Genomic DNA, 12,808 nt, shown 5'->3' on the forward strand with positions numbered 1-12,808 from the left:
AGTGAAGGCATGACAAAGCTCAATCCAACGAAATTGATGATCACCGTGATCATGTCTTGTTTCGGAATCGCATTCATGCTGCCGTTTATATGGATGCTTTCTGCTTCATTAAAGCCGGAAGCGGATGTGTTCAATTATCCGGTTGAATGGATTCCTCGGCACTGGAATGCGATAAACAATTATAAAGCCGTGTGGATGGGGAAATCTCCCTTCCCGCTTTTTTACTGGAACTCTCTGAAAATAACCTGCATCACGACATGTGTTTCCATTGTAGTTTCCTGCATGGCGGGCTACGGTTTTTCCAAAATCGATTTTAAAGGCAAAAGTGTGGTTTTCCTCATGCTGCTATGCACCTACATGATTCCGCACGAAGCCATTCTGGTTCCCCAGTTCATCTTTTACCGCTGGTTGCAATTGTTTGACAGCCATACGGGACTTATTCTGCTTGGCAGCTTCAGCGTACTCGGAACCTTTTTGCTAAGGCAGTTCTTTCTGGGAATTAACAAGGAGCTTATGGAGTCAGCCAAGCTTGACGGTGCAGGGCATTATCGGACATTTGTTTATATTGGGATACCGCTTGTTCGTCCAGCGATTGCGACTTATGCGATTTTGCGGTTTATATGGAGTTGGAATGACTATCAGAACCCGCTTATTTTTCTTCGCTCTCAGCATTTGTATACGCTGCAATTAGGCATTCAGTCGTTTGCCGACGAAAATGGACAATTTTATTCACTCATTATGGCGGGTACCGTTTCAGCGATTATTCCACTGCTCGTTATTTTCGTTATTGGACAGAAGCAGGTTATTGAAGGCATATCTCTTGGTGGCGTTAAAGGGTAAACATTCGAACGATATGGGGGAAATATCATGACAATAAAATGGCTAGCGATACCATTAACCGTAATACTTGCTTGTGGCTCTATACTTGGCTGTTCTTCCGGACCAAGTGCGCAGGATCCGAATAAAAAGACAGACAACCCGTCTGAAAAAAAGCCAGTCGTCATTAAGCTGCACAGCTGGTACACTAATGAGAGGGAAGCGATTAACAAAGCGGTTGACGCTTTTAATGCCAAGAATCCCGACATTAAGCTGGAGTATGAATTTCTTACTGAAAGTGCGATTGATGCTATGAAAAAGCTCGATTTATTGGCTGCTTCAGGTGAGCAATTAGATATTTTTGTACTCAATAGCTCAAGTGCTTATTCACAGCGTATTGGCATGGGAATGCTCGAGCCGCTTGATGAGTATATGAAAAAGGAAGGTCTTAACTACGATGACGAGTATATGCTGGACATGAAGTTTAATGGAAAATACTATGCCATTCCTGGAAAATACAGTGCAAAGCTGGTACTGTTGAATAAAGATTACCTCGATGCGGCCGGACTTCCCGTGCCGAAGGATTGGACCTGGGATGAGTACATGGATTACGCCAAGAAGCTGACGAAGGGCGAGGGTGTGAAAAAGGTATACGGAGGCCATTTCCATAATACATTACTGAATCCTGTTCTATCGAATCAACCACAGGAAAACGGGATGTATAAAAAAGACGGGACGCCCAATGTGGATAACGCCCGGACGAGGAAATCGCTGGAGTTGATGTGGAAGGCGCAGCAGGTTGATAAAACGGCAATGCCGTATGCTGATATTATCGCGCAAAAGCTGGATAGCCGTGCTGCTTATATGAAAGGCAATATCGCTATGGTATTTGACGGGTCATGGCTGGTGAAGGAATCTGGAGGTACGGCTCAATTGCCGGCAACCTTCAAAACGGTATACGCCCCTTATCCGAAATTTTCCAAGGATGATACGAGTGGATATACAGGAGTTAACGGAGATTTCATCGCTATATCCTCCAAGTCGAAGCATAAAGAAGAAGCTTATAAGGCAGCGCGCTTTTTATCGACGGAAGGGTTGGTTCTGCAAGGCAAGGAGTTTCCCGCCTGGAAGAAAGCGGACAAATCCAAACTTGTCGATACGGTTATGAGTAATGTGGCCCAGCCACAATTTATGGATAAGGAATCGTTGCTGCATGTAATGAATACATTTAAATTTGCTGAGTTGGATATGCCTCCTACATATAGCGCGGAAGCAGCGAAAGCTTTTAATGGGGAAACGGAAAAGTTCCTGCTTGGTGTTCAGGATCTCAACACGACGATTTCCCAGGGGACCGAAGCGCTGAACAAAATTGCAGCAGCAAACAAAAAGTAATGGATGATAGATGAGGATCAAGGAGATGAGGGCTCCTCGGTCCTTTTCTTAACAACGGAAAAGAAGTGAATATATGAACGGTTGGGCACAGATCCTTAACGTCAAGTCATTTAGGCAAAAATTGCTCGTTTCCTCGATCCTTTGTTTGATTGTCCCGATGGTCATCGCAGTGCTCATTTCCAACTATATTACGAAGGATGTGCTGAAGGAGCAAGCGGTTGCCAATACGGAGCAAACCTTATATACATTGGATATTTATGTTACGAATCTGATCAACAACCTGATATACACCACGAATGTCATTCAGTTCGATAATGAGGTTACAACGATTTTGAATGACACGATGACAGAGAAGGGATCTACAGCCCGATTTTTTCAGATCAAGAGGATGAATGAGAAATTTGCCAATGTGGAGACGGCTGCGAGCAATCCCATCTATTTGGCCGTCATAGATACATCTGGAACCGCTTACTCTAATTATTCTGAATTTCAGGATTACGATCCATTGAATTTCACACGCCTGGATTGGTTTCGTCAATTGGAGAATAGAGATGCATTGGAAACGTATTGGGTAGGAACACAGCCCAACTACATTGTTTCCAGTGCTAGTAAAAGTCCATATCTGATCACGATTGCCCGTACGATTCGAAATTCCTCCAGAACGAGCGGCTATATTATCGCCAGCATGTTCGAAACGGATATTCACCATATATTTCAAAATTACAGCAGCTCGCAAGAGATTATGCTGGTGAACAGTAAGGGAGCCGTGCTATCGCACACCAACCCTTCGCGAATCGGTACAACGTTTCCGTATATGAACCAGATCGGGGATGAGGGCGAGGGACCGGTCCTCGTTAAGGAACAGAACAAGGATTTTTTGCTGGTCAGGCATAAGCTGTCTTTTTCGGATTGGTATTTGGTCAGCATGGTGCCTTATAAAGAAGCGATCGATACCATCAGTCGTGTCCATCAAAATGTTTTGCTGCTGACGATCACCTGTTTTGCCGTATTTCTCATCATTTTGCTGTATCTGATGAACCAGTTGACCAAGCCTATCAAGCTGTTGGGTAAGGTGGCAGCCAAGGTGCGTTCTGGGAATTTAACGGTAAGGTCAAATATTTCAACTCAGGATGAAATTGGAGAATTCGCCCAATCTTTCGACCATATGCTCGATCGTATCCAGCTCATGATCGGACAAATTACGTTGGAGCAGACACGCAAACGGACAGCGGAGCTCGAAATGCTCCAGGCTCAGGTGAATCCTCATATCCTGTTCAATACGATTAATTCCGTGCGAATGAAAATCTGGATGAAGGGTGACCGGGAAAATGCTGAATTGCTCAGCTCCTTGTCCTCGTTTATGCGGATGACTATCAATCGCAACAATGAGTATATTTCCTTGCATGACGAGCTTGAGCTGATCTCCAACTACGTCCTGCTGGTCAATTTCCGGCATAAGGAGCCTATTGTTTTGGAGCTTAGCCCTGCTTCGGATACATTATTGGAAGAAATTCCGCGTTTCTCCATTCAACCTTTTGTAGAAAATGCTATCCTTCACGGGTTAAAGCATAAAGGTGGTACCGTTCGGGTCACGAGCTGGAAGGATTCCAAAGGATTAGCTATAACGGTAGAGGACAATGGGGATGGCATGGGGCGGGATGTGCTGGATAGGCTGCGGAAGAAATTATTTTCCGGTTTGGCTGCGGAAGAGAGCGGCCCTGGTCACACTGATATCTCGGGAATCGGATTAAAAAATGCTTACGAACGTCTACAGCTCATATACGGTTGTAACAGCACTTTAGCTATAGAAAGTGAGGAAGGCATCGGAACCAAGATCAGCATTTATATTCCAGGAAGCCATCGCAGGGAGGGGAAATCGAATGTATAAGGTCATGTTGGTTGATGATGATTACCCCGTACTGGAATATTTGGAACAAATCATACCATGGGATGAGCTCGGCTTGCTCATGCAGGGCATGTATGATAACCCCCTTGAGGCTCTTGAACATGCAAAGGCAGAAATGCCCGACATTCTGATTACGGATATCGGTATGCCGCACATATCGGGTATCGAGTTAATCAGGCAGCTAAAGGAACTGAACGGAGAGCTCTGCACCATCATCCTCTCCTGCTACAACGACTTTCATTATGCTCAACAGGCTGTGAAGCTGAACGTTCAGGATTACATGCTGAAGGAAAGCATATCTCCTGATACGATAACGACCCAACTGCAGCAGCTTTGCGGGCGCCTGGATGCGGTGAGGGAGAGTCGGAAACAGAGAAAACAGCTGCAGCATATTTTAAATGACAATAAGGCGGAGCTGAAGCAAAAATTTTTGTTGGGCACTATGAATAACCAGATATGGCATAAGGAAGAGTGGTTGGATACGCTCAGGCAGTATGGCATTAACTATGAAGCTCACCCTTACTTGCTTGTGCTTTATCACATCGAACAGCATGCGCAAACGAAAAAGAATTTGAATATGTGTGATGACATGTTGATGTATGCGGTGGATAATGTGATGGATGAAATGTTGGAGAAGGTGGAGGGGGCGATCAGCTTTCGCTACAGTACCAAGTCAGGATTCTTATTCATCCCCTGCCGCTTGACGGTGAAGGAAAACGGATACAGCTTGGTGAACGATACTCTCAAGCAGGTTCAGGATTCACTGACCAAATATTTAAGGGTCCAGGTCTCATTTTATCTGGGTGAACGATCTGGACAGCCGCAACAGCTAAAAGCTAACCTGCTCAAGCTATTAAATACGCTCGAACATCGTTTTTATTTGCCGGAAGGGTATATAGGTGTTATTAAGGAAGAGGAATTTTCAAAAGCAGATTTGTTTACCTACTTTTCCCAGGCGCTTGAGGAAATCAAACAGCTTATTTTGCAGGAGGATGTCCAGGGCATGGAGGAGGCGGCTTCCAGATGGATGTCCTTTGTAGAGAAAGAACGGTTTCCTCCGGATATGGTGAAGGAATGGGTATTGAAGCTGCTACTGGACATGCGAGTTAAATTCAAATCACTGCAAAAATTCCAAACCAACTATTCCGTTGAGGTTCTCCACAGCACGATGAGCGAGATCGATCATACGAATCAATTGAAAAGCTGGATGTTAGTGCATTTGGAGGAGATGCTTTCGCAAATGGGCACTATATTTCAACAATCCAAGCGGGGGGAAATCAGTGAAGCGCAGCGATACGTTCAGGATCATCTGCATCAAAAAATAACGCTAGAGGAGGTAGCTGATTACCTGCACTTGAATTCCTCCTACTTCAGCAGATTGTATAAGAAGGAAACGGGCTTGACCTTTATTGAATATGTGATCCAAACCAAGATGAATAAGGCCAGAGAGCTATTGGATAACACGGACAAAACGGTGGAAGAGATCTCTTATACGTTGGGCTACGACAATAAGCGTTACTTTATTCAGCTATTCAAAAATGAAATCGGTGTACCCCCACTGATCTATAGCCGGGGCAGCGATACGAGGAGGAACAAACAATGATTTACTTTGACGAGAAGAAGTATATTCAGTCGGTTCTGGCAAAAACTATCCGTGAGTTTGATTATCACCAAGTATTGGACACAGGGAAGTGGCTGGAATGGCAGCAGGCTTTTCGCAGTAAACTGGCTGAGATCACAGGCCTTGAGCAAATCAGACGACAATCAGCCGGCGTCCCGCTATCGCCGCGAGTAACGGAAATAGTCGAGTTTCCTGATTATGTCCGGGAGAAGATCTATATCACAAGTGAAACCGATATTGAAGTACCGTTCTATCTTCTGCTGCCGAAGAATACGGTAAAGCCGGTGCCATTAGCGATTTGTGCGCATGGACACGGGAGACGCGGCAAGGAGGACTATGCTGGTAACTTTGAGAGCCTGGAGGCGCGGGAAGAGGCTGTTCGCCAGGATCGGGATTTAGCAGAGCAAGCGGTTGCGCAGGGCTATGCCGCTATTGTACCCGAAGTGCGTGGGTTCTGGGAGATGGCTCGGCAGGAGGATATGGACGAAGGGAAAAGCAAATCTTGCGATGATCTGCAGCGGATATCGCTAATGTTTGGCCGTTCCTTAATCGGCGAACGGGTTCATGACTTCAGCAGGGTGCTGGATTATGCAGCGACTCGCCCGGAGCTGGATATGGACAAGGTTATGATAACAGGTAATTCCAGCGGTGGTGCGGTGTGCGTATTTACAGCAGCCCTGGATGAACGTATTCGCTTGGTAGCGCCGGGCTGTTATTTTTGTACGTTTGAGCACTCGGTGGTGTCGGTCCATCATTGTATCTGCAATGCCGTTCCCGGTATGATGCAGGTCGGAGAGATGTATGATGTGATAGGATTGATTGCTCCCCGTCCTGTGCTGATGATCAACGGCGAATCCGACCCGCTCTTTCCAATAGAAGGGGTACATATTTCCTTCGAGCATGTTCAAAACATATATGAGCAATTCGGTGCAGCTGACCGATGCGAGTTGTTTGTCGGAGACGGGGGACACCGTTACTTTAAAGACCGTGTATGGGATTTTGTCAGAGAGCATTTGGGGTCTTGAGCTGAAGCTGTCTCGCGTCCTGACTGCTCCTGCTTGTGCAGAAGCTGCAGTAAGACTGCCGGTAATTAATTCCCGGCAGTCTGGTAGTAAGGGTGTCTTAGAGCAAACATCGGCTGCATCGGAAGCGGTAAAGGCATCGACCCAAACTGTGGATTCTCTGTACCTAAATAGCTACGGTATACCACTGACAGATCCACTGCAGAGCGATTAGCTGCTAGGTATGGTCGTTGGCTCCACTACGACTTGAGGGGCAGGAGCTGGTTTAGACTTCTCATCGGACACGGGTGGTAGTGGTACTGCGGCAGGAGCTGATCTTGTTGTGTCTTCTAACAGCATTGGCTTCTGCGCTGCGGCAGGTGCCGGAGCCGGTCTCGACTTCTCGTCGGACACGGGTAGCTCCGGTACAGCAACAGCTGCTGGTCTCGGTCTGTCGTCCAACACCGCTGGCTGCCTTACGGATGCGACTGGTCTTGGTTTGTCTTCCTTAACCGCTGGTTCCTGACTTGTGGATGCGAACAGCATCGGCTTCTCTACCGATCCCGCTTGCGGCTTATCATCCACTACGGCAGGCTGTGATACAACGGGAGCGGCCGTTCCCGACTTGCCTTCTACGGCAGGCTGTGTTTCTGTGGAAGCGGTAAGTGTCGGTTTGGTCTCCGACAGCGTTGATGGCGTCCCGGCAGAATCAGACGTTCCTGGTTTGTCTTGGTTAGACGGCGTATTCGACTCTAAGGAAGCTGACTGTTTGTTTTTTTCCTCGGAGATGGCCTTATTGGGTGATTGTGAAGCTGTCTCACTGGTCTTGGGATTTGTAAGAGTGCAGCCACTGATGAAGATTATGGCTGCTATCCCAAGGAAAGACCAGCGGTACGAATTGGATTTAAACTGTTTGATCATCGTAATTCTCCTTTGCAGCTGTGCTTTGCTGCCTGTAAGATTGACGTTCCCTGCGATTCTTGCCGGCTGCGAGAAATTTTCCAATAATTTGATGAGGGTGTGTCCATAGTCCTGGCTTTTGTCAGGAGCAAGGTAACTGAGCGCAAGCGCATCGCTGGCGATTTCCTGATCTTCCCGCATTCGACGATACGCATACCACAGGACGGGATTGAACCAGTGAATAATTAGCAAAATATGCATGAACCAATTGACCGCAATATCATTGCGCTTGCTATGGGCCAATTCATGCAGGAACACATGCTGCAATTGATCATCATTCAAACGATTTAGTATAGCTTGAGGCATGATCAATTGCGGTTTGATCATTCCAAAAAGGGTCGGTGTAGACGTACTGGGGGATTCCACCAGAGAAATCGGTTTATGAATCGACATCATTTGTTTACATTGATTAAAAAGCTCCAGTATTCTTGCATCGGTTATCATAACCGACTCTTTACTCATCTGTTGGGCAAATCTTCTGTTGATCCAAAACGTGTACGCCCCCAATACACACACACCAATCAGCCATACCACAAAAACATTTCGGTACATCTTTTGGGCAGTAGTTTTTTCCGGTAGTGCAGCTTCGGCAACTCTTTCCTCCTGAATGACATGGACGGTAGAGTGAACGGAATCCGTATAACCGGTCCAATTATAAATACTGAATTCACTCTCCGGGCCCCATGGCAGCATTAATCGGACGATAACCAGCAGCCACATCAAATAATGCCATCTTGGTTTCAACCGATGCTTGAGCACACGCTGCATCACAATAATCAGTACAACCAGGACACTTGCCATGATCGAGACCGACCATACCCAATCAAACAGCTTGATAAGCTGCTCCGTTATTTGATTCACATTCACCCTTCCCTTTCTCTCTTGTAATCATTTCAGATGCGATAATGGCGGGCTTGCTGCTTGCCTGCAGCTCTTTCATTTTGTTTTATCATCAAGGATGCTTTTCAATTCTTTAATATCTTCGGCAGACAGCTTGTCTTCTTTCAAAAAGTTAACCAACATCGGTTTAAAGGCACCACCGTAAATCCTTTTCAGGAAAGACTCGGTTTCGTACCTTACACATTCGTCCTCGGTTACGAGCGGGAAATAGGCGTACACCTTATTTTGCTGCGAATACGAAATAGCTTGTTTTTGGGTCAGTCTGTTTAAAAGCGTTCTTACCGTTTTTGGTTTCCAATCGGTTTGATCTTCCAGAGCCTCGATAACCTCGTTGGCGGTACGTGGCGTCCTGGCCCAAAGTACTTTCATCACTTCCCATTCCGCATCGGATATTTGGGGGACATTTGTCACAGGCTTACCTCCTGACTTTTATGGATTACATATGTAATACAATAGTTATATTACAGTTGTAATCTACAGCTGTCAACTGTAAGTTTAAATATGGAGGCAGAATGGCTGTCAAAGTATTTTAAATCTGGAAGGCGTGATAAAATAGAGCCTCAGGAGACACAGTCGTTGTCTGAAAAAGTAACCAAGAAGGGTGGAGAAGCGTGGCGGTTCCATTTTATCAAATCATGTCAGTTGTATGCATAGCCGTCATGCTGCTTGTGATGCTGTTGATTGTAACCTCCAGCCTGTTGAACGGAATTTCGCCGATGCCTTCATCGCTTCAGGTCCGCCGCACGGTAGCCGCCGAAATCAACCGATTTTCCAGACAAGGATCGATTGTAGAAGCTGGCTCTGGTTGGGGAACGCTCGCTCTGCATCTGGTCAAGCATTGTCCCGGTTGGCGGTTGATTGGCATTGAGAATTCGCTCATTCCGCTTTGGAGCTCGCAGTTGATCGGTCGCCTGTCAGTCCGTGACCGAAATAGAGACAGACTGGCCTTTTGCTATGGCAATATTTATGGGTACTCCTATGATCATACGGATATCGTGGTCTGCTATTTATACCCCGGCGCGATGAGACGTCTGAGTACAATCCTTCAGGAGCGGCTGGCACCGGGAGCGCTGGTGATTAGCGTCTGCTTTGCGATGCCAGACTGGGAGCCTGATCGCATGATCACCTGTAAGGACCTATATCGAACCAAGGTTTACGTGTACAGCCGCAAGTAGAAGACATTCAGATGTACGCCAAAAACAAGCATCAGGGCAGATGGCTCCGATGTTTGTTGGCGTTTATTGGTGAACGAGAACTTGTCTGGGAGTCAGAATGTGGGTGGCATACCGTTTAGGGTGGTCCGATGGATTCAGCTTTGCGCCGATCGACTTTGTCATGCTTAGTTCTGCAAAGCTATCCAGAAGCTTGTGTAGAACTCACTGAGGTACGCGCAAAATGGGATGTTGAGAGCGAGAGGAGAAGCTCTTTTTCTTGACTCGTAACCAGGAGGGAAAGCCGGAGGAATCCGTTCGTATTTCTTTAAATGCGGAAGATCAAATGAATGATGTTGAATTACGAAAATTATGGAATGAAATCATGGCATGCGAAAGGGTGGAGGCACCATCAACCTGATTGCAGCGCGTTCTCATTTCACGATTAGCAAATTTTCAAACTGCCTTCGGCTTTCTTCCAGAACATCGAAACCGCCGTCTGTCATTGCCCAATGAAGACATATCCCGTTGGCTATATAGCACATCGAATCATGCAAATCTTCGGCACTCGCTGCATTCTTCACTTGACCCGCGTCCTTGGCTCGTTGAATTAAAGTTGGAATAATGCTGCCCAATAACGATGATTTGTCCTTGGTGAGCGGAACAATTTCGTTTCGAAGGTAGACCCTGTAATACTCCTTTGTCATTTTAACGCCCGCACTAACAATATGCTTAATATATACTTCCATAGCTTTCATAGCCTGATTGGCATAATCGCTGGCAGACAGAACGTCCAGAAAATCATCATTGGACATTAGATTGTCAACCGAAAAAAATCCCGAAATCAACTCATCCTTGGATTTGAAATAATAGTAAAATGCGGTTTTAGTCACATTCATCTCTTTACAAATTTGATTAATCGTCACTTGATCGAATCCGTGTTCGATAAATAATTTTATACTGGTGGATAAAAAAAGTTCTTTTGTTGCGCCTCTAGTGCTCATCGTGTAGATCCTCTCCTTTTCCAACAGTATAAATCATTTAACACAGAAATAGTATTGTGTTCCCTTGGTGAAGTTAAAAGTTACTGAGATGTTCAATGCTATTACCAAAGTAAGATTATGATAGGTTGCAGGAAATGATTTTTTGCAGGTGTGCCTTTAAATCGCAGGGTAAAAGGATGCGCTTGGATTCATACTGACATCACAGCGCAGAGAGAACAATTCCAATCATACAGGCCGATCAAGCAGATTGCAATTAGCGCGTCAAGCTGCCTTGTTCGGTCTTTTTTTGTGCTTTTAGAGCTCTACCATCACCCTGACAGCTTACGGGTGGCGCATGAAACTTATAAAAAGTATGCAATACTACGGTAAGCTATATTATTACTTTTATATTGACAAAACTTTACCTCGGTAATATAATTCTGTTGTACATTCACTAAGAATAGGAGAGTTGAGATGAAACCAAATTCAACACATCTGATATTGGTTATTGGAGGCACAGGAACACAAGGCGGGAATGTAGCCCGTGAGTTATTGGCACACGGCCATCGGGTGCGTGTTCTTACCAGGGACCCGGAGTCAACGGCTTCCAAGCAGATGGCTGCAAAAGGCGCTGAGATCGTTCAAGGGGACATGGCGGATTTGGCATCATTGGAACCGGCTATGGAGAATGTGTCGGCGATTTTTTCGGTACAGTATGCGGATCCCTATGATCCGTCGGTTGAGCCGCGAAACGCCGCCAACATGGTGCAAGCCGCACAGAAAGCCGGAATCGAACAAGTGGTACACACATCGGTGGCTGGCAGCAATCAATTTCCGCGTTGGGATAAATACCAGATATTGACGGAGTACTGGGATCATAAGTACGACATCGAAGAAAGCATACGCAACGGCGGTTTTCGGTATTGGACGATTTTGCATCCTTGTTGGTTTATGGAAAATTACCTGGAGCCCAACGTAGCTCTTATGGCGCCTGAACTAAAAAACGGGGTCATGTTTGGCAATTTGAATGGAGATATCCCGGTTCAGCTTAGTTCCGGAGGGGATACAGCCAAATTCGCCAGGGCCGCTTTTGAGAACCCTGGCAAATTCAGTGGAAAAGATATTAATGTAGCAGGAGACGAGCTGTCCATGACGCAAATAGCGGAAACGCTGAGCAGCGTGCTTGATAAAGAAATTGTCTACGAAAAGGTAAGCAGTGAGGAAGCTATCAAGCGGGGGATGCTGAAAGGAACGGTGTACAGCATGGAATGGATGGAAGATGTTGGCGGTTACGGATTTGACATTCAAGAAACGAAGGAGTACGGCGTGTTGTTTAAATCTTTTGCGGAGTGGGTGGAGGAGAATAGAGACAGGTTTTAATTTATTAGAAAAAACGGCTTCAATAAATAACCTGAGATCAAACAAGCCGGAGCGTAAGTGGGGTTTTGGTGCAACAATTTAAAAACAAACAAGTTATCCTCGATTTTGTGGCTTTACTAGACTGTCAAACAAAATAATTTGTTGATTAATTCAACAGCAGAAAGGGCAGGTGAATGATTATATTCAACCTGCCCTTTCCTTATCATATGCATGATTTCGATTCCCGCGATGGTTTTCTCGGCAGTTTTGAAGGACTTGAATCCCAACATTGGTTTTATGATTTTCTTTATGAATCGATGATCTTGTTCAATAATATTGTTGAGATATTTCTGTTGTCGGAGTATTGTTTCTTGACTCATAACTTTCTCGACCTTCAATTGCTGGACTGCGGCAGGGTACGCTGGGTTTTTGTCGACAGCGATCACGCGTGGTGATTGATTGTGTGATGAAGTTAACACCTTCTTAAAAAATCGTTTGGCAGCAGGAGCATCTCGATTTTCAGACAACATGAAATCAATCCTATTGCCGTTTGAATCTACAGCTCTGTAAAGATAATTCCATTGTCCCTTGGCTTTAATGTAGGTTTCATCCGTCTGAAAAGAATCATTAGTCGGCTTCAAATAGGGACGAATTCGCTTTTCTAGCTCTGGCCCAAACTCATGAACCCATCGCATGGTCGTTGTATGTGCGAGTTGTAA

11 protein-coding genes are annotated in these 12,808 nt (G+C 45.6%); 7 read left to right on the plus strand and 4 right to left on the minus strand.

Translation table 11 applies throughout. From position 1 onward, the window contains the following. The first annotated feature begins 9 nt into the window (after positions 1 to 9). From OB236_RS08060 to OB236_RS08080, 5 genes are all read left to right on the plus strand, one after another. Positions 10 to 840 carry a carbohydrate ABC transporter permease gene (locus tag OB236_RS08060; RefSeq protein ID WP_262683483.1) on the plus strand — a complete coding sequence of 277 codons (831 nt, stop codon included), beginning with the start codon at positions 10 to 12 and terminating at the stop codon, positions 838 to 840. 27 nt (positions 841 to 867) lie between these two features. Next, positions 868 to 2,208, plus strand: a complete 1,341-nt coding sequence (locus OB236_RS08065; protein ID WP_262683484.1) for an ABC transporter substrate-binding protein — start codon at positions 868 to 870, stop codon at positions 2,206 to 2,208. 73 nt (positions 2,209 to 2,281) lie between these two features. Further along, on the plus strand, positions 2,282 to 4,096 hold the full coding sequence (locus OB236_RS08070; protein WP_262683485.1) for a sensor histidine kinase: 1,815 nt from the start codon (positions 2,282 to 2,284) through the stop codon (positions 4,094 to 4,096). Further along, complete coding sequence (locus OB236_RS08075; RefSeq protein ID WP_262683486.1) at positions 4,089 to 5,717, plus strand: response regulator transcription factor; 1,629 nt, start codon at positions 4,089 to 4,091, stop codon at positions 5,715 to 5,717. Before OB236_RS08070 ends, OB236_RS08075 begins: the two co-directional genes overlap by 8 nt. After that, positions 5,714 to 6,760 (plus strand): alpha/beta hydrolase family protein, encoded by a 1,047-nt coding sequence (locus tag OB236_RS08080; RefSeq protein WP_262683487.1) that lies wholly within the window; start codon positions 5,714 to 5,716, stop codon positions 6,758 to 6,760. Before OB236_RS08075 ends, OB236_RS08080 begins: the two co-directional genes overlap by 4 nt. Positions 6,761 to 6,967: 207 nt before the next feature. On the opposite strand, the gene OB236_RS08085 is transcribed toward OB236_RS08080, so the two are convergent. Together OB236_RS08085 and OB236_RS08090 are read right to left on the minus strand one after the other, a co-directional pair. After that, on the minus strand, positions 6,968 to 8,557 hold the full coding sequence (locus OB236_RS08085) for a M56 family metallopeptidase (RefSeq protein ID WP_262683488.1): 1,590 nt from the start codon (positions 8,555 to 8,557) through the stop codon (positions 6,968 to 6,970). Between the two features lie 75 nt (positions 8,558 to 8,632). Next, positions 8,633 to 8,965 carry a BlaI/MecI/CopY family transcriptional regulator gene (locus OB236_RS08090; protein ID WP_408638428.1) on the minus strand — a complete coding sequence of 111 codons (333 nt, stop codon included), beginning with the start codon at positions 8,963 to 8,965 and terminating at the stop codon, positions 8,633 to 8,635. A gap of 242 nt (positions 8,966 to 9,207) precedes the next feature. On the opposite strand from OB236_RS08090, the gene OB236_RS08095 reads away from it, so the two are divergent. After that, positions 9,208 to 9,771, plus strand: coding sequence for a class I SAM-dependent methyltransferase (locus tag OB236_RS08095; protein WP_262683490.1), 564 nt, complete (start codon positions 9,208 to 9,210; stop codon positions 9,769 to 9,771). A 410-nt stretch (positions 9,772 to 10,181) separates the two neighbouring features. Here the strand turns inward: OB236_RS08095 and OB236_RS08100 are convergent, their stop codons facing one another. Further along, positions 10,182 to 10,751, minus strand: coding sequence for a TetR/AcrR family transcriptional regulator (locus tag OB236_RS08100; protein WP_262683491.1), 570 nt, complete (start codon positions 10,749 to 10,751; stop codon positions 10,182 to 10,184). 453 nt (positions 10,752 to 11,204) lie between these two features. Here OB236_RS08100 and OB236_RS08105 point away from each other — a divergent pair, with 453 nt between their 5' ends. Beyond that, positions 11,205 to 12,110, plus strand: coding sequence for an NmrA/HSCARG family protein (locus OB236_RS08105; RefSeq protein ID WP_262683492.1), 906 nt, complete (start codon positions 11,205 to 11,207; stop codon positions 12,108 to 12,110). A gap of 116 nt (positions 12,111 to 12,226) precedes the next feature. Here the strand turns inward: OB236_RS08105 and OB236_RS08110 are convergent. Continuing rightward, positions 12,227 to 12,808: IS6 family transposase (locus OB236_RS08110; protein ID WP_317259326.1), on the minus strand; the 582-nt coding region annotated here is incomplete at its 5' end.

The sequence above is a fragment of the Paenibacillus baimaensis genome (assembly GCF_025567575.1).